Source organism: Nocardia sp. NPDC050799, assembly GCF_040654015.1.
In the GTDB taxonomy this organism is placed as follows: domain Bacteria; phylum Actinomycetota; class Actinomycetes; order Mycobacteriales; family Mycobacteriaceae; genus Nocardia.
Genome location: NZ_JBFAHF010000035.1, coordinates 1 through 17,132, shown reverse-complemented (window position 1 = coordinate 17,132; position 17,132 = coordinate 1). Strand labels below are relative to the sequence as shown.

16 protein-coding genes are annotated in these 17,132 nt (G+C 68.5%); 9 read left to right on the top strand and 7 right to left on the bottom strand.

The features are described from left to right. The first annotated feature begins 62 nt into the window (after positions 1 to 62). Positions 63 to 284, top strand: coding sequence for a hypothetical protein (locus AB0H42_RS28460; RefSeq protein ID WP_357061532.1), 222 nt, complete (start codon positions 63 to 65; stop codon positions 282 to 284). A 107-nt stretch (positions 285 to 391) separates the two neighbouring features. Here the strand turns inward: AB0H42_RS28460 and AB0H42_RS28455 are convergent, their stop codons facing one another. From AB0H42_RS28455 to AB0H42_RS28445, 3 genes are all read right to left on the bottom strand, one after another. Next, a complete protein-coding gene (locus AB0H42_RS28455; protein WP_357061529.1) occupies positions 392 to 1,276 on the bottom strand; it encodes an SDR family oxidoreductase in 885 nt (294 codons plus the stop codon). Between the two features lie 242 nt (positions 1,277 to 1,518). Continuing rightward, positions 1,519 to 1,935, bottom strand: coding sequence for an ATP-binding protein (locus tag AB0H42_RS28450; protein WP_357061526.1), 417 nt, complete (start codon positions 1,933 to 1,935; stop codon positions 1,519 to 1,521). Between the two features lie 326 nt (positions 1,936 to 2,261). Beyond that, positions 2,262 to 2,465: a cold-shock protein gene (locus tag AB0H42_RS28445; protein ID WP_030521376.1), complete on the bottom strand. Its 204-nt coding sequence runs from the start codon at positions 2,463 to 2,465 to the stop codon at positions 2,262 to 2,264. Positions 2,466 to 2,976: 511 nt separating this feature from the next. Between AB0H42_RS28445 and rph the strand changes: the two genes are divergently transcribed. Then, positions 2,977 to 5,595 carry a rifamycin-inactivating phosphotransferase gene (rph, locus tag AB0H42_RS28440; protein WP_357061523.1) on the top strand — a complete coding sequence of 873 codons (2,619 nt, stop codon included), beginning with the start codon at positions 2,977 to 2,979 and terminating at the stop codon, positions 5,593 to 5,595. Between the two features lie 298 nt (positions 5,596 to 5,893). Here rph and AB0H42_RS28435 read toward each other — a convergent pair whose 3' ends face one another. The 4 genes from AB0H42_RS28435 to mftE all read right to left on the bottom strand — a co-directional run bounded on the left by AB0H42_RS28435 (position 5,894) and on the right by mftE (position 10,923). Continuing rightward, positions 5,894 to 7,570 (bottom strand): fumarate hydratase, encoded by a 1,677-nt coding sequence (locus tag AB0H42_RS28435; protein ID WP_357061521.1) that lies wholly within the window; start codon positions 7,568 to 7,570, stop codon positions 5,894 to 5,896. 232 nt (positions 7,571 to 7,802) lie between these two features. Further along, positions 7,803 to 8,729, bottom strand: coding sequence for an NAD(P)-binding domain-containing protein (locus AB0H42_RS28430; RefSeq protein WP_357061519.1), 927 nt, complete (start codon positions 8,727 to 8,729; stop codon positions 7,803 to 7,805). A gap of 281 nt (positions 8,730 to 9,010) precedes the next feature. Next, on the bottom strand, positions 9,011 to 10,228 hold the full coding sequence (gene mftD, locus AB0H42_RS28425; protein ID WP_357061517.1) for a pre-mycofactocin synthase MftD: 1,218 nt from the start codon (positions 10,226 to 10,228) through the stop codon (positions 9,011 to 9,013). Further along, positions 10,225 to 10,923 (bottom strand): mycofactocin biosynthesis peptidyl-dipeptidase MftE, encoded by a 699-nt coding sequence (gene mftE / locus AB0H42_RS28420; protein ID WP_357061649.1) that lies wholly within the window; start codon positions 10,921 to 10,923, stop codon positions 10,225 to 10,227. The genes mftD and mftE overlap by 4 nt, the downstream gene beginning before the upstream one ends. Positions 10,924 to 11,193: 270 nt before the next feature. Here mftE and mftR point away from each other — a divergent pair, with 270 nt between their 5' ends. The 7 genes from mftR to AB0H42_RS28385 all read left to right on the top strand — a co-directional run bounded on the left by mftR (position 11,194) and on the right by AB0H42_RS28385 (position 17,005). Further along, positions 11,194 to 11,811, top strand: coding sequence for a mycofactocin system transcriptional regulator (gene mftR / locus AB0H42_RS28415; RefSeq protein ID WP_357061515.1), 618 nt, complete (start codon positions 11,194 to 11,196; stop codon positions 11,809 to 11,811). Positions 11,812 to 11,928: 117 nt separating this feature from the next. Then, positions 11,929 to 12,831: an STAS domain-containing protein gene (locus AB0H42_RS28410; RefSeq protein WP_030521382.1), complete on the top strand. Its 903-nt coding sequence runs from the start codon at positions 11,929 to 11,931 to the stop codon at positions 12,829 to 12,831. A gap of 12 nt (positions 12,832 to 12,843) precedes the next feature. Continuing rightward, entirely contained in the window at positions 12,844 to 13,233 is a 390-nt protein-coding gene (locus AB0H42_RS28405) for an STAS domain-containing protein (RefSeq protein WP_030521383.1), read from the top strand. Next, on the top strand, positions 13,211 to 13,636 hold the full coding sequence (locus AB0H42_RS28400; RefSeq protein WP_036513668.1) for an anti-sigma regulatory factor: 426 nt from the start codon (positions 13,211 to 13,213) through the stop codon (positions 13,634 to 13,636). The genes AB0H42_RS28405 and AB0H42_RS28400 overlap by 23 nt, the downstream gene beginning before the upstream one ends. Continuing rightward, positions 13,629 to 14,273, top strand: coding sequence for a SpoIIE family protein phosphatase (locus AB0H42_RS28395; RefSeq protein ID WP_357061512.1), 645 nt, complete (start codon positions 13,629 to 13,631; stop codon positions 14,271 to 14,273). The genes AB0H42_RS28400 and AB0H42_RS28395 overlap by 8 nt, the downstream gene beginning before the upstream one ends. A gap of 16 nt (positions 14,274 to 14,289) precedes the next feature. Then, positions 14,290 to 16,620: a SpoIIE family protein phosphatase gene (locus tag AB0H42_RS28390; RefSeq protein ID WP_357061510.1), complete on the top strand. Its 2,331-nt coding sequence runs from the start codon at positions 14,290 to 14,292 to the stop codon at positions 16,618 to 16,620. Positions 16,621 to 16,666: 46 nt separating this feature from the next. Next, positions 16,667 to 17,005, top strand: coding sequence for an STAS domain-containing protein (locus AB0H42_RS28385; protein ID WP_357061508.1), 339 nt, complete (start codon positions 16,667 to 16,669; stop codon positions 17,003 to 17,005). Positions 17,006 to 17,132 lie beyond the last annotated feature (127 nt).

Here is a 17,132-nt window from a genome sequence, read left to right as displayed (position 1 = left end):
CACGACGCGTACTTCCGGTACGTCCTGGCCCGCAACTCGGTCCCCGAGCCAAGGAGGCAATAGTGACCACAGCCGAACGGCTCCGCGCCGAAGGCCGCGCCGAAGGCCTCGCCAAGGGTCGCGCCGAAGGTCGCGCGGCAACCTTGATCGACCTGCTGACCGTCAAGTTCGGATCGGTACCCGAGACCACGATCCGCACGATCCGCGCTGCCGGCCCGGACAGCGCCGACACCTGGCTTCATCGCCTGATCATCGCCACCACCCTCGACCAGGTTTTCGCCTGACGACCCACACAGAGTCCGGCTTCGCCGGCCGCCCGACCGTTCGTGCGTCGGCTGGGCCCGTCGAATCGAGGGTCGTTCGCGCGACACACGGACCCTCGGCGTCTGCCCTATTTGTCGACGCTGAGCGCTTGGGTGCGGGCGCTCAGCGAACGGCCGAGTTCGCTCACCTCCGCGTCCATCTCGGGCAGCCAGGTCCGGGTGGCCGTGCCGACGAATCGCTCGACCAGTGGGGTCTGCAGCACCGGTTTCAGCCAGCGCAGCGCGCCCGCCCACCCGGGCACATTGATCCGCTCGGCACGCCGCTCGATGCCCCGTTCGAAGGCGGCAGCGCATTCCCGCACCGTGACGGTTTTCTGGAACAGGCCCGGCAACGAGGCGAGCGCCCGCGCGGCCGCCGGCAGATCGGTGAACGTTTCCCGCACCAGCGCGGTGTCGATCCACAACATATGCGCCGACCCGACCGCGACGCCACGGTAGCCGACCTCCGCTCGCACAGCGTTGGCGAATTGCTCCACTCCGGCTTTCGTCGCGGCGTAACCCGCCAGCCCGGGCATCGCTACGTAGGCGGCGACGGACGATACGAACAGCACGTAGCCACGACGTTCAATGACCGCGGGCAGCGCGGCGCGCACGGTATGGAAACACCCGACGAGGTTCACGTCGATCACCCGCCGGAAGGCAGCGGGGTCCACCGCCAGGATCGATCCGTAGCTGCCGATACCGGCGTTGGCCACGACGACATCGATTCCGCCGAACCTTTCGATTCCCCGCGCGACCGCGGCCTCCATCGCGGCGAGATCGCACACATCGGCGGTGACCGCCACGACGTACTCGTCGCCGCCCAGTTCCACGGCGAGCTCCCGCAGCGGGGGCGGATCGATATCGGTGAGCACCAACCGCGCGCCGCGCGCCCGCAGCCGCCGGGCGAGCTCCGCACCGATACCGCGGGCGCCGCCGGTGATGAGTACGACCTTTCCGGTGAAGGCGGTCATGACGTTGAAGGTTAGACCGGCCGGTCCGGTTCCGGAAGGGTTCGACCGCCGATTTCAACGCCTGTGAGCGTGCTGTTATCCCGACGCCGGAGTCTGCACGCCCCGGCCCGAATCGTGACTCGACCATCCGGCCGCGGAACATGGTGTCGACCGAGCAGCAGCTGCCGCAGCGCCTCGGCGAGGTCGGCGGCCCACATCATCACGACGGTTCGTGGCCGAACTCGGCGGCCGGTCACGCTGGATCAGATACCGGCGTACCGGTCGAGTTCGGCCCACACGGTTTTCCCGCCGTCGCGGTAGTCGGTCCCCCACCGGGTCGCGAGCTGCGCGACCAGCAGCAGCCCCCGCCCGCCCGTGTGGTCGGGCTGCCGGGCCCGCACCGGCACGGGCGAGGCGTCGTCCACCTCGATACGGAACCCACCGCGGCCGTCGACCATCAGCCGGCAAGCGCGCGGCGAGCGGGCGTGGCAGCAGGCGTTGCTCACCAACTCATCGCTCACCTGCACCGCGTCGCAAACCTCGATCCCGGGGCAACGACCTACCAGGTGGCGCACCTCGGCCCGCACCCGCGCCGCCGGCGCCGTCTGGAGATCCATCTCGACAACAAGACCATCCGGCATACCACTGCGTCGCACCGGATCCAGTGTCACCACACCCACTGCGGCTCCTCCTCCGCTCCAGCGAGCCCCTACCCAAGGCCGCTCCCGCTGGGCCCGGCTTACCCGCCATCAACCGACAGAAACCACACGGCCGCACCTGTGGGCTCGGTTCGTCGCGGTCGGCCACTGACGGGCGACTCTCAGAGCACGAGAATTCAGTAACCCGCCACCGGCGACACCGACTCGTCGGATGTGCACGGAGCCGGCCTGGCCGGACCTGCTCATCGGTCGATCATGCCCGGTGCCCGGCCGAGCCGCGGCCCCGGCCACGCGCCCGGAAAGCAAGAAACCCGCGCCATGGCGCGGGTTTCTGTGTTGGTCAGCGCCTAGATGGCGCGGACGCTCTGAGCCTGCGGACCCTTCTGGCCCTGCTCGATATCGAACTCGACACGCTGTCCCTCTTCGAGGGACTTGAAGCCGGAGCCGGAAATTGCGGAGTAGTGGACAAAAACGTCAGGGCCGCCACCGTCTTGCGCGATGAACCCGAAGCCCTTTTCGCCGTTGAACCACTTCACACTGCCTTGCGACATACTGTTTCTTTACTTCCTGTTGCGAGCCGAGCGATCACTTCAACAACCCGTACTCACCTCAAGCATGCCACAGATCGGCCGCAAGTGCCCCGGAGGGTGAGGCAGCGCACGCCCAGCGGGGGTGCTCCGAAGATGGCCGGGTCCTCGTCCGGTTTCGCCGGAGTCCAGCCCGGACGGGCGATACCCAGCGTCGAGTGCCTCGAGGGGGCGCCGTGACCGCGGAACCCGGTCGATCATTACCTGCTCGTACAGGCGCTCCATGGTGCCGGGGCTGTGGCGCCAATCGGCGCGGGCATCGGTCAGGTGGCGGAAGAGTTGACGGGTCGCTGACCGCGACAGCTGCGCGAGAAGGTCGGTCGGCCCCGGCCGATGGGCGCAGACCTGTCCGGCTTGTCGTGCCGCTTTCCCCATCCCCCTTCTACGTTATACACGATTCGCGGCCCTCATGAGACGCCGATTTGTGGTCCATAATCGCCCACTGATGCGGAAACCACCAGGTGAGGAGTGGCGGATGAGCTATGTGCTGGGCTTCGAGGAGATCGACCGGACGCACGTCACGACCGTCGGCGGCAAGGGCGCGAACCTCGGCGAGCTGTCGCGGATCGACGGTATCGCGGTACCGGAGGGTTTCTGCGTGACGACGGCCGCCTTCCAGCGGGTCGTTGCCGAAGTGCCGGCGATCGACGACAGGATCGATCGGTTGTCGCAGCTCGAACCGGATGACCGGGAGTCGATCCGGGTACTGAGCGCGGAGATCCGCGCAGCGATCGAAGAATGCGCTGTTCCCGGCGATGTGGCGGCGGCGATCACCGGCGCACTCGCCCGGCTCGGGGCGCGGGACGCCTGTGCCGTCCGATCCAGCGCGACGGCCGAGGATTTACCGACCGCGTCGTTCGCCGGTCAGCAGGACACCTTCCTGAACGTCGTGGGACCGGAGGCGGTGCTGCGGCACGTCGGCCGGTGCTGGGGGTCGCTGTTCACCGAGCGAGCCGTCACCTACCGCCTGCGCAATGGCTTCGATCAGCGGAAGGTGCGGATGGGGGTGGTCGTGCAGCGGATGGTGTTTCCGCGGGCGGCCGGCATCCTGGTCACCGCGGACCCCCTCACGTCCAACCGGAAGGTCGTTTCCGTGGACGCCGGGTTCGGCCTCGGCGAAGCCCTGGTTTCCGGTCTGGTGAACCCGGATGTCTACACGGTGCGTGACGGCGAAGTCGTTTCCGAAACGGTGGCCACGAAACGGGTCGCTGTCGAGGCCGCACCGGAGGGCGGCACACGCGTAGTGGAGATCGAGCCCGAACGGCAGAACCGGCCGGTGCTCATCCAGGCGCAGATCGTGCGCCTTGCGCAGCTGGGCCGCCGCATCGAGGCACACTTCGGCAGCCCGCAGGATATCGAATGGTGCCTGGTGGACGATGAATTTCGCATCGTGCAGAGCCGGCCGATCACCACACTGTTCCCGATTCCGGAGGCCGACGACGACGAAAACCACATATACATCTCCGTCGGCCATCAGCAGATGATGACCGACCCCATGAAGCCACTGGGGATCTCCGTATGGCAGCTGACCAGCCCGGCGCCCATGCGGCACGCGGGCGGCCGGTTGTTCGTCGATGCCACCCGGGGCCTGGCGACTCCCGCGACTCGCGCGGCCATGGTCGAGGGTTTCGGCAAATCCGATCCGCTGACCGGGGACGCGCTGCGGACCGTCCTCGAGCGTGACGACTTCCTCCCGCCGGACCCGGACGAAGGGCCCGGCGGTCCGCTGGCCGATGCGGGCCCCACCCTGATCGAGGCCGATCCGGCCGTGGTCGCCGAGCTGATCGCGGACAGCGAGGCGTCCCTGGAGGCCCTGAAACGTGATATCGGAACCAAATCCGGGCCGGAGCTGGTCGACTTCGTCCTGGCCGATTTCCGAGAGCTGCGCCGGGTGCTGTTCCACCCGCGCAGCCAGCAGGTCATCAAGGCGGGAATGGAGGCCACCTGGTGGCTCAACGATCAACTGCAGGAGTGGCTGGGCGAGAAGAACGCGGCCGATACTCTCGCGCAATCGGTTCCCCACAACGTCACCGCGGAGATGGGTCTGGCGCTGCTCGATGTCGCCGATGTGATCCGGCCGCACCCGGAGGTGGTGGCCTTCCTGCGGCACATCGAGGACGCGGGTGCCGACGGGACCGGTTTCCTGGACGAACTGGCACAGCTGCCGGGCGGTCGTGCGGCACGCGCGGCCATCGACGCCTATCTCGACCGGTACGGAATGCGCTGTGCCGGCGAAATCGACATCACGCGGCCGCGCTGGAGCGAACACCCCGCCGCGCTCGTGCCGACGATCGTCAACAACATCAGGAGTTTCGAGCCGGGCGCCGGCGCCCGGCGTTTCGAGGACGGCCGGCTCCAGGCCGAGCGGAAAGCAGATGAACTGCTGGAGCGGCTGCGCGCGCTACCGGACGGGGATCGCAAGGCCGAGGAGGCCACGCGGATGATCGACCGGGTCCGCACCTTCTCCGGATACCGGGAGTATCCGAAATACGGCATGGTCAGCCGCTACTGGGTCTATAAACAAGCTCTGTCGCGGGAGGCCGAGCGTCTCGTGCGGGCCCGGGTGCTGCGCGAGCCCGACGATATCTTCTTCCTGACGTTCGAGGAACTCCACGAGGTCGTGCGCACGCACCGGGCGAGTGCGGAACTCATCCGCGAACGAAGGGACGCGTTCCGATCGTACGGGGCGCTCACGCCGCCCCGCGTGCTCACCTCGGACGGCGAGGCCGTCACCGGCGCGTATCGGCGCGCGGATGTACCGGACGGTGCGCTACCCGGAATGCCGGTATCCGCCGGGACCGTCGAAGGGCGTGCCCGGGTCGTCCCGGATATGGCGCAGGCCGATCTCCAACCGGGCGATATCCTGGTCACCGCCTATACCGATCCGAGCTGGACTCCCCTGTTCGTCGCGATCACGGGCCTGGTGACGGAGGTGGGCGGGCTGATGACCCACGGCGCGGTGATCGCCCGCGAATACGGCCTGCCCGCCGTGGTGGGTGTGGAGCATGCCACCCGGCTGATCCGGGACGGGCAGCGGATCCGGGTGAACGGGACGGACGGGTACATCGAGATCCTGCCCCGGCCGGACGAGTGAGACCCTGGGCGCTCCGGGCCTTCGAACTCGATACGCGGTAGCCCGCACACATCGAAGCCGCTCATGGAGATGAATTGCTCGGTCGTCGCGACCTTGCCGACAGGAGGGCTCGCGACGACCGGGGCCGCGGAGACGACGGGGTCCGGGTCACCGGGCGTGCTCACCGCAGCTCCGGGACCGCCGACGTTCAGGAGGCGGGATATTTCGGGGCGTAAGAGCGGGTCTCCGGGCTGTCGATCGATTTCCGTGGCGGCGCGCCGCAGCCCGGCCCCGTGCCGCGAGCTCGGTACCCGCGGGCTCAGACGCGCTCTTTGGACCTGGTCCGCACCCGCAGCGCGATCGGCTTCTGGGTTTCGGCGAAGAAATCGTTGCCCTTGTCGTCCACCACGATGAACGCCGGGAAATCCTCCACCTCGATCTTCCAGACCGCTTCCATACCCAGCTCGGGGTATTCCAGGACCTCTACCGATTTGATGCAGTCCAGGGCGAGCCGGGCGGCGGGGCCACCGATGGAGCCGAGGTAGAAGCCGCCGTGTTCCTTACACGCCTTGGTGACCTGAGCCGACCGGTTGCCCTTGGCCAGCATCACGAACGACCCACCGGCCGCCTGGAACTGGTCGACGTAGGAGTCCATCCGGCCCGCGGTGGTCGGGCCGAAGGAACCCGAGGCGTAGCCGTCGGGAGTTTTGGCCGGCCCCGCGTAGTACACGGCCATATCGCGCAGGTACTGCGGCATCTCCTCGCCCGCGTCCAGCCGCTCCTTGATCTTGGCGTGCGCGATGTCGCGGGCCACCACCAGCGGACCCGACAGCGAGAGCCGGGTCTTCACCGGGTATTTCGACAGTTCCGCGCGGATCTCGTCCATCGGCCGGTTCAGATCGACCTGCACCACATCGCCGCCGAGGATCTCGTCGGTCTGCTCGGGCAGATACTGCGCGGGCTCGCGTTCGAGCTGCTCCAGGAACACGCCCTCGGGGGTGATCTTGGCCAGCGCCTGCCGGTCCGCGGAGCACGACACCGCGAGCGCCACCGGGCAACTCGCGCCGTGCCGGGGCAGCCGCACCACGCGGACGTCGTGGCAGAAGTACTTGCCGCCGAACTGGGCGCCGATCCCGAAGGACTGGGTCAGCGTGAAGACTTCCTGCTCGAGTTCGAGATCGCGGAAGGCATGCCCGGTCATCGACCCCTCGGTGGGCAGGTTGTCCAGGTAGTGCGCGGAGGCGTACTTGGCTGTTTTGAGCGCGAATTCGGCGCTGGTACCGCCGATCACCACGGCGAGGTGGTAGGGCGGGCAGGCCGCGGTGCCCAGCGAGCGGATCTTCTCGTCGAGGAATTCCAGCATCCGGGTGGGGTTCAGGATGGCCTTGGTCTCCTGGTACAGGAAAGACTTGTTGGCCGAACCACCACCCTTGGCCATGTAGAGGAACTTGTAGGACGGCTGCGCGGGATCGCCGGGCGTGGAGTACAGCTCGACCTGCGCGGGCAGGTTGGAGCCGGTGTTCTTCTCGTCCCACATGGTGAGGGGCGCGAGCTGGGAGTACCGCAGGTTCAGCTTCGTGTAGGCGTCGAACACGCCGCGGCTGATCCATTCGGCATCGTCGGCACCGGTGAGCACGCCCTCGGATTTCTTACCCATCACGATGGCGGTGCCGGTGTCCTGGCACATGGGCAGGATGCCGCCGGCCGAAATGTTCACGTTCTTCAGCAGGTCCAGCGCGACGAAACGGTCGTTACCGCTGGCCTCCGGATCGTCGATGATCCGGCGCAGCTGGGCCAGATGCGCGGGCCGCAGGTAATGGCTGATGTCGTGCATCGCCTCGGCGGTCAGCAGTCGCAGCACCTCGGGGTCGACCTGGAGGAAGGTCCGGCCGCCGGATTCGAAGGTGCTGATGCCCTCGGTGGTGAGCAGCCGGTACGGGGTGTCGTCGGCGCCGATCGGGAGCAGGTCTGAATAGCGGAACTCGGGCGCGGTCACCGATCGCACTCCTTTGGAAGTGGGCTGCTGATCTAACAGGGCGCAGCCGCGGAGAGCGGCCACTGCGCCGGGGTCGAGCACAGCGAGCCTAGCGGCCGACCCCCGCACCACCTGGAGTTAGGCAAACCTAAATCGTAACTCGCCAGGCCCGCTGATCGGCGGCTTACCGGCCCCGGCACCACACGAACCAGCGCCGAATCCGTATCCGGCCACCATAACCGGCGGATTCATTTCAGGCCGTACCACCGCGAAGCAGCTGGAAAGTCGATACCGGCTCACCTGTCCGCTCGCTCTCGGACAAGGCGTGGAGCCAGAGATCCTGAACCGCGCGCGCCAGGTCTGTGCCCACTCCAACGGCAGCCGCGGTCTCGACCACATGCCCGGCGCCGGCCGCCATCATTCGCAGATGAGCGAGATCACGCCACCCGCCGGTGTCGGCGGCCAGGGCGGCGACACCGGCGTACAACCCCGTCATATCGCCCATCGACCGTTGCGCGTAGGGCAGGAACCGCTCGATCGGTTCACCCGAACGCTCGATCATGGCCAGCGCTTGTTCGAACGCGAGCAGTCCGGACAGGAACATAGCGAGGACTGCCTGGTAATACAGTTGTGCGAGCCCGACATCCGCACCCAGGTATTCGGGCCTGCCGAGGGGGCGGAGCACCTCGGTACAGGCGTCGAAAACCTCGCGTTCGCCGCTGTAGAAGATGAAGGAGTCCGCACCTCCGACCCCCGCGCCATCGGCCATCACTCCACCGGCGAGGAACCGGCCCCCTCGTGCACGGACCCATCGCGCAGCAGTACGCGTCACCTCCGGCGAATCCGACGAGAGGTTGACTATTGTCTTGCCCGGCAGATGATCGACGGCGGTCCCGAGGACGTCATACATTGCGGCGTAGTCGGTCAGGCTGACCAGGATCACTTCCCCGGCGTCGAGGGCCGGTGCGACGGTATCCGCGCGGGCAGCGCCGAATTCCTTCATGGCGTGCGCTTTCTCCGGGCTGCGGTTCCACACGGTGACCACGGTGCCCGAAGCGCGCAACGTCTCGACCATCGCCCGTCCCATCGGACCGAGACCGATAACGGTCACCGGAATCGGCCGGTCGGCCGGTGTTCCTCCGGTACGGGCTGTTCGAGGCGATTCTGCGGTCTCGTTCACGAGGATCGAGTGTCGGCGGGGCCGGTGGGACCGACAAGTACGCACTTTCCGGTGTGATACCGCACCTGCGAGTAAGCGAGCTGCTCGCGAAGCCCTCCGGGTAGGGATGACCTATATCACAGGGCGTCCCGCGCCGGACCGATCCGTACAGCGGCGTCACGGCGTGGCGGACAACGGCGTTACCGGCCGGTGGTCACCGCGGTGGCGGGCCGGCTCTCCCCGAGGCGGACGGCCGACCACGTGGTGATCACGGCGCGGACCGGACAGCTACGCCGACCGCGTCATACCACTTCGGCAGTCGATTCCGGGACCCGCAACCGCGTCGACGCGTCGACGCCCAGTCGCCGCTCGAACCCCTCGGGGATGACGATGTCGGACCGGTCCAGCTCGGTGACACCGGTCTTGCGCAGCCCGAGCAGCGCGGAATCGATACCGCCGCGCATGATGTCCAGCACGTTCTCCACACCGGCCTGCCCGTTTGCGGCCAGACCCCACAGGTACGCGCGGCCGATCATGACCGCCCGCGCGCCGAGCGCCACGGCCTTGACCACATCGCTGCCGCGGCGGATACCGCCGTCGAGCAGGATCTCGATCTCGTGTCCCACCGCGTCGGCGACCACCGGGAGGGCGCGGATGGAGGCCGGGGTGCCGTCGAGGTTGTTACCACCGTGATTGGACACCGAGATGGCGGCCACACCGGCGTCGACCGCCCGCCGCGCGTCGTCCACCCGCATCACACCCTTGAGCATGACCGGTCCGTCCCACTGCTCGCAGACCCAGGCGACATCGGCCCAGTCCGGCGGCGGCGTACCCATCCACTCCCCGTAGGCGCCGAAGAAGCCGGGCGCGGGCGCCTCGCCCAGCGCCATATTGGGCGCGGTGAGGTCGGGCAGCGAACCCGACTTCAGGTAGCGGGTCAGCCAGCGCGGTTTGGCCATCACCTGCGGCGCGAAACTCGCCATCGTCTTCAGGTCCAGTTTCTCCGGGATCACCGGGCTGCCCCAGTCGCGGCCGTGCGAGAACGACCAGTCGAGGGTGAGGATCAGGCCCACCGCGCCCGCGGCCTTCGCGCGCGCCATCCGCCCGGCGATATCGTCCTTGCTGCCGCACCAGTAGAGCTGGAAGAAGGTGACCGGATTGGCGGCGACGACCTCCTCGACCGATTTGCTGGCGAACGAGGAAAGCCCCATGGCCGTGCCGCGGGCCGCCGCAGCACGGGCCACCGCGACCTCACCGTCGGGATGTACGGCCTGGACGCCGGTGGGCGAGATGATCACCGGCATGGAGATCCGCTGCCCCAGTACGGTGGTGGACTGGTCGCGGTCGCCGATAGGTCCGGCGACATGCGGGGCGAACCCGAGTTCACCGAAGGCGGCCTGGTTGTCGTCGATGGTCAGCCCACGTTCCGAACCGGCCACCAACGCGCCGTACACCGATTTCGGCAACCGCTTCTTCGCCCGCCGATGCGCCTCGGCGACCGTTTCGAACCACGGATTCATGGTCGGATCCTTTCCACTGGTTCCGGCCACCACTGCCGGATCTGGTCGTACAACTGGGAGATGAGCAGGTCGAGCAGCCGGGCGCCCTCGGCCGCGGTGGCACCGGTGGGATCACCGAGCACACCGTTGGCGCTCACTGCCGCGACCCCACCGGCCCGCAGCCGCGGCAGGATTTCGGCGAGCGGCCGGGTATCACCGGGTTCGGCGCGGTCGGCGCGCACGCGGTCCGGGTCGAGTGCCAGCTGCAGCGAGGTTTCGGTCCGCCCGGCGTGCGCGTCGCCGTCGTGGCGCGGCGAGAACAGCCGAATATCGCGGGATTCGCGCCGTAGCAGGTCCACTGCCCGGCGCAGCGCCTCGATATTGCCGCCGTGCCCGTTGACCAGCACAATCCGTTCGAAGGTAGCGGTCGCCGAGCGGCACAGTTCCACGATCAGCAGTTCCAGGGCCGCCAGCCCGATCGACAGCGTGCCGGGGAATCCGGCGTGCTCACCGCTGGCGCCGTAGGCGATCGCGGGGGCGACGAGCACATCGGGACGTCGCGCGGCCACACCCGCACACAGTGCGCCGGCGAGATCGGTGTCGGTGGACAGCGGCAGATGTGGCCCGTGCTGCTCGGTCGCGCCCACCGGCACCACCAGCACCGGCGTGGCCGCGCGCAGCGCGTCCACGTCGGGCGATGTGAGGTCGGACACCATCATGGGCCGAGATTAACGTCAGTCACTGACATAATCAAGAGGTCCGCACTGGGGAGTGGCCCGCAGAGTACGACTCCGACCGGGCACCCGGAAGTGAGAGACCTCTCCCGGCCGGCCCGCTCGCCGCGGTCCGCGGCCGGGGGAACGGATGCCGACGCAACCCGCACGAGTCGGCAGAACCCGCGGCCCCGCGCTGCGACGCCGCAGGCGGGGCCGAAAAACATAGGGGTACCGTCCCTGAACACGGTGGCAGCAGCGCAGTATTACCGCGTGACACCACAGCACTCCCGCGGTCGCCCGCGGGGAACCACCAAACGCGAACTCGAGCTGATCGCGATGCGGTTGTTCAGTGAGCAGGGCTTCGACGAGACCACCGTGGAGCAGATCGCCGCCGCGGCCGGGATCAGCGGCCGCACCTTCTTCCGTTATTTCCCGGGGAAGGCGGAGGTGCTCTGGTACTCGTTCGACGACGAGGTCACCGCGCTCCGTGCCGCGTTCGCTACCGTGCCCGACGCCGAACCCATGATGGCGGCGGTCCGGCGGGTGGTGGTGAACGCCAACCGGTACCGCGCCGAGGACATCCCCGAATTGCGCATGCGGATGAAACTGGTCGCCGACGTGCCGGCACTGGCCGCCACCGCCGGCACCCATTACGACGCGTGGGAGCGGGCGGTGGGCGAGTTCGCCGCCGGCCGGCTCGGGGAACCCGCCGATTCACTCGTCCCGATGGCGGTCGGCCGCACCACACTGGCCGCCGCCCGGGCGGCCTTCGACGCGTGGCTCGCCCGGGCGGACGCGGATCTCACCGTGTACCTCGATCGGGCGCTGGCGGCGCTGGAACAGGGTTTCGCCACCCCCGGCGCGACGCCGCTCACCTCGGCGCGGTAGAACCGGACCGGCAGGTTTCGCCAGTATGGGCGCGGGGGTATGACTAGGCTCGGTATCGGCACGACCGCCGGAAAACCTATGATGTACTCGACCGCCGTCGAAAGGGGCACAAGTTACATGTCCGAGGTGTCCATGGGCCTTTCGGCGGACTCATTGGCTGCGGGACCCGTAGACAATCTGCTTCCGCAGCTCGTCGAGCATCTGCGCCAGAACCGCACCGCGCTGCGTGAGGAGTGGGCCCGCCGGATCACCGAGGCGCGCCTGCTCACCGCGATGACGCCCGAAGAGGTCTTCTCCGAAGCGACGTCGGTCTACGACAATTACGTCGAGGTGCTGGAGACCGGTAGCGTCGAGGCGCTGCAGGCCTACGCCCGCGATCTCTCCGAGCGCATCATTCCGCGCGGGGTGGAGACCGACGAGGTCCTCGGCATGGTGCTACTCCTGCGCGACGTTCTGGCCCGTTCGCTGTTCGAGAAGTACCAGTCCAATTTCGAATTACTGAACGCGGTACTCGACGCCTACGAACCGGCGGCCAACCGGATCGCCAACACGGTGGGCGTTTCCTTCGTGCAGGAGCGCGAGCGCGTCATCCGGCAGCAGCAGGAAGCGATCCGCGAGCTGTCCACCCCCGTGCTGCAGGTGCGTGAACAACTGCTGATCCTGCCGATAATCGGGGTACTGGACAGCCAGCGGGCCCGGCAGCTCACCGAACAACTGCTGCGCGCCATCCGCAACAATCGCGCCAAGGTCGTGGTCATCGACATCACCGGTGTGCCCGACATCGACTCCACGGTGGCCAACCACCTGGTCCAGACGGTCGACGCGTCGGGCCTCATGGGCGCCAGCGTCATCATGACCGGCCTGTCCTCGGAGATCGCGCTGACATTGGTCACCATCGGTTTGGACCTGTCGAAGATGAACGCGGTCGGCGATCTGCAGGGCGGTATCGAGGAAGCGGAGCGGTTACTGGGCTACGAAGTGTCCAGAGTGACCGAGCGCAGCGAACGCGATTCGCGCTGACCGGAAACCACTATGCCAGTACCGATACTCAAACAGGGCACCTATCTCATCGCGTCCGTGCAGTCGGCGCTGACCGATGCCGATACCGAGCGGTTGCAGGACGACCTGATGAAGCAGGTCAGCAAATACCGCGCGCAGGGCATCATCGTCGACGTGACGGCCATCGATGTGATGGATTCCTTCGCGGCCAGATCACTGCGCACCATCGCGCATATGACCCAGCTGCGCGGTGCCGAAACCGTCATTGTGGGCCTGCAACCCGAGGTCGCGTTCGCCATGGTGCAACTCGGCCTCACCTTCGAGGACATGCACACCGCACTGGATCTCGAGGAGGGCCTGGCCTGGCTGAACCACAAGGCTTCGCGGCGCCAGCACCGAGATGGTCGTGACAGTGCCCGCTGAACAGGTGGTTATCGCGGTGAAGATGTCGAACGACATCGTGACCGCACGTCAGGCCGGGCGTGAGCTGGCCGAGGAACTCGGCTTCACGCTCACCGACCGGACCATGATCTCCACGGCGATCTCGGAGGTCGCGCGGAATATCACCAGTTACGCCGGTAGCGGCGAGATCCGGCTGCAGGTCGACGAGCGCGACGGCCGCCGCGCCCTGGTGGTCCAGGCCAAGGATCAGGGTCCCGGAATCATCGATATCGCCCGGGCCATGGAGGACGGTTATTCGACCGGCCTGGGCCTGGGGCTCGGTCTCCCCGGCGCCAAACGGCTGATGGACGGTATGGCCATCGAATCCGCGCCCGGCCGAGGCACATTGGTGGAGATGTGGAAGTGGGTACCCCACGGTGCATGAGGACGGGTACATCGGCCGGATCGAATGGGCGATGGCCGGCCGAGCCCTCCCTGGACAGGATGTGTCCGGGGATCGGTGTGTCGTCCTGGACACCGGTACCGGCACCGTATTGTTCGCGGTACTCGACGGTCTCGGCCACGGAGCGGCCGCGGCCGCCGCGGTGGACCGCGCGATCCGGGTACTCGCCGAGAACCGCGCCGAGCCGCTGGACCTGCTGATGGTGCTGTGCCATCGAGCCATGTCCGATACTCGTGGCGCCGCGGTCACCCTGGCTTTGTTCGGCGCGGAGGAAACGCAGTGGCTGGGTGTCGGGAATATCGATTCGATCGTGCTGACCGCGGGCCCCACCGGGCCGCAGGTCAGCGCCACCGCGCTACAGAGCGGGGGGATCGTCGGATACCGGCTGCCGTCCGTCCTGCAGCCGCAAACCGTTCCGGTCCGGCCGGGCGATCTGCTGCTGATGTCCACCGACGGGGTGGAGGCGGAACCGGGCCACGGTGTGGACCTGGCGAAATCCACCGCCGATATCGCCCAGGAGCTGCTGAGCCGGCACGCCAAGGACACCGACGACGCCCTGGTGCTCGCGGCGCGGGTGCGGGGCGTGTCGAATGGAACCGCCCAGCGGGAAGCGTCGTGATCCGGCGAGGCCGGCGATGAGCGCTGTGCTCGCGGCGTTCCTCGACGCCTACGCCGACGCGTTGCGCCGCCATCTCGCCGACCCGGAGGGCGACGGCCTGGCCGAGGGGCACGAGCTGGGCCGCCGGGCGCTGGTCGAGGGCATCAGCCTGCTCGATCTCACCGAGCACCACTTCCGGGTGGCGAAACAGGTGCAGGCCGAGGCCGGCGAGACGGCCGGGCCGCACGATGCGGGCCGCGTGGAGAATCTCCTCGCCGAGGACGCGCTCGAATTCCTGCTGCAGACCCTGATCACGCTGGATGTCGCCACCCGCGGCTACCTCGACGGCACCCGCCGGTACGAGCAGCAGCGGTCCCGGGCCGACGATCTGGCCGGGCGCGACGAATTCCGCACCGCCCTGGTCGAATCGCTGCAGGACGGGTTCTTCGTCGCCGACGCCCGCGGCACCATCATCGAGGTGAACAAGGCGTTCGGCGAGCTCACCGGCTACGGCGCGGCCGATGTGCCCTATCCGCTGCCGCATCCCTGGTCGATCCCGGAGGGCCCGCGATACCCCGACCTGGGTACCGAGGCGTCCCGTTTCGTGGTACCGATCCAGCATCGGGACGGCCGCCGCCGCTGGATCGCGGTGAGCACCAGCGCGCTGGTCAAACCCGACGGCAAGGAGCATATCTTCGTCGGCACCGTCCGGGACGTCACCGCCGAACACGACGCCCAGGCACGCGACCAGGCCGCGAACCGGCTGGCCACCGCGCTGGCCTCGGCCACCACGGTCGCCGAGGTCCTCGAGGTGGGGCTGGACGAGCTGCGGCGCACGGTCGGCGCGGAGACCGCGGTGGTGGCGGTCTGGGCCGGGCTGACCGCGCCGGAGGTCTACATTTCCGGCAATCCCCCGGCCGCCGCGGGCGGTTCCCGGCTCGAACCGGCGACGGAGGCGATTCTCAAACGCGCCCGGGTGCGCCCCGGCCGCACACTCGTCGCGGTCCCGGAGGGCGCGGGCAGCGCACAGGGCATCGTGGCGCCGCTCGGCGAGAAGAGCGATGCCGCGCTGTGGCTGCGCTTCGCCGTCCCGCGGGTCGTCGACGCCGCCGACTGGACGCTGTTCTCACTCCTCATCGGGCATCTCAGCCTGGCCGTCCAGCGCGCCCGCAACTTCGATCAGGCGCGTTCGACCTCGCTGACCCTGCAGCGCGCCATGCTCGGCCCCATCGAACTCCCACCGCGGTTCTCGGTGCACTACGAACCGGCCCTGCCACCGCTCGAGATCGGCGGCGACTGGTACGACGTGGTCCCGCTGCCCGACGGCACCATCGGCGTGGTGGTCGGCGACTGTGTGGGCCGCGGCCTGTCCGCGGCCGTGGTGATGGGTCAGTTGCGTACCGCCGCCCGCGCGCTGCTGCTGCGCGGCGCCGGGCCGGCCCAGCTGCTCACCGAACTCGACCCGGTGGCGGCCCGGATTCCGGGAGCGCTGTGCACCACGGTCTGCGCGGCGGTGCTGGATCCGGTGCGCGGGCTGGTGCGGTACAGCAACGCCGGCCATATGCCGCCCATCCTGGCCGATGTGGACAAGACCGGGCGCATGCTGGAGGGCGGCCGGTCGGTGCCGCTGGCGACCTTCGAGATCCCGCGCCGCCCGGAGGCCACCACACCGCTGCCGCCCGGGTCGACCCTGGTGTTGTTCACCGACGGTCTGGTGGAACGCCGCGGTGAGGATATCGACGAGGGTTTCACCAAGATCGCCACCATCCTGGCCGACACCGCCGAGAAGTTACCGCGCCAGGTCGCCGACTCGGTGTTGTCGGCGCTGCGGCCCGAGGGCGGATACGACGACGATATCGCCATGGTGGTCTACCGGCAGCCGCCCGCGCGGCTCCGGCTGGATGTACCGGCCCGCCCGGACCGGCTGGCCATGCTGCGTCGTACGCTGACAGCATGGCTGTCGTCCGCGGCGGTACCGCACAACCTCACCTCGGATCTGGTGGCCGCCACCAACGAGGCGTGCAGCAACAGTATCGAGCACGCCTATCGCAACGGCGGCGGTGACACCGAACGGGTGGTGCTCACCGCCGAATGCGTAGGCGACCGGGTGGTCATCGAGACCACCGATACCGGGACCTGGCGTCCGCGTCCGGCCGATCCGGGACCGCGAGGTCGCGGCATCGATATGATGCGGGCGCTCACCGAAGAACTCGAAATAGATCACCACCTGGGACCCGGAACCCGGGTACGGATGTCGGTCACGCTTCCGGCGATCACGTTCCCGGTGGCCAGCGCCCTGCGCGGGACCGGTAATCGGTCCGGCGGGGATACGATGCAGCGAGATCGAGAGACTCATGGCAGATTGTGATGATGTGACCAACACTCCTCCAGACGCGAACCCGCTCACGGATACGATGACGACCTCGGTCGCCGACCACGACGGTGTCACCGTGCTCACGGTGACCGGAGAGGTCGATCTCGCCACGGCTCCGGCCCTGGAGACCGCGATCGACGCCGCCCTCGACGCCGAACCGGCCGGCCTGGTGGTCGACCTGGCCGCCGTGAGCTTCCTGGCGTCGGCCGGGATGGCCGCGCTGGTCGCCGCCCATCAGCGGGCCGGTGACAAGACCACGATCGCCCTGGTGGCGGACGGGCCCGCCACCAGCCGGCAGCTCAAGATGACGGCTCTGGACCAGGTCTTCGCCCTGCATACGACGCTGGAGGCGGCCCTGGCCGGCTTCCGGGCGGGCTGAACCCCGGATAACGGCTCGGGCCGGGCCGGCGGATCGATCCGCCCGGCCCGGCCCCGGCCGGGCCGCCCGCGGGGGGCGGGGCCCTGGGGGCGGGCCGGGTGGGGCGGGGTGACCCCGGGCGCCCGGG

What these genes read in the sequence shown, in the direction of transcription:
- AB0H42_RS28455 (WP_357061529.1), bottom strand. Translation starts at nt 1,276, where the DNA reads ATGACCGCCTTCACCGGAAAGGTCGTACTCATCACCGGCGGCGCCCGC.
- AB0H42_RS28445 (WP_030521376.1), bottom strand. Translation starts at nt 2,465, where the DNA reads ATGTCGCAAGGCAGTGTGAAGTGGTTCAACGGCGAAAAGGGCTTCGGG.
- rph (WP_357061523.1), top strand. Translation starts at nt 2,977, where the DNA reads ATGAGCTATGTGCTGGGCTTCGAGGAGATCGACCGGACGCACGTCACG.
- mftD (WP_357061517.1), bottom strand. Translation starts at nt 10,228, where the DNA reads ATGAATCCGTGGTTCGAAACGGTCGCCGAGGCGCATCGGCGGGCGAAG.
- mftE (WP_357061649.1), bottom strand. Translation starts at nt 10,923, where the DNA reads ATGGTGTCCGACCTCACATCGCCCGACGTGGACGCGCTGCGCGCGGCC.
- AB0H42_RS28410 (WP_030521382.1), top strand. Translation starts at nt 11,929, where the DNA reads ATGTCCGAGGTGTCCATGGGCCTTTCGGCGGACTCATTGGCTGCGGGA.
- AB0H42_RS28405 (WP_030521383.1), top strand. Translation starts at nt 12,844, where the DNA reads ATGCCAGTACCGATACTCAAACAGGGCACCTATCTCATCGCGTCCGTG.
- AB0H42_RS28400 (WP_036513668.1), top strand. Translation starts at nt 13,211, where the DNA reads ATGGTCGTGACAGTGCCCGCTGAACAGGTGGTTATCGCGGTGAAGATG.
- AB0H42_RS28390 (WP_357061510.1), top strand. Translation starts at nt 14,290, where the DNA reads ATGAGCGCTGTGCTCGCGGCGTTCCTCGACGCCTACGCCGACGCGTTG.
- AB0H42_RS28385 (WP_357061508.1), top strand. Translation starts at nt 16,667, where the DNA reads ATGACGACCTCGGTCGCCGACCACGACGGTGTCACCGTGCTCACGGTG.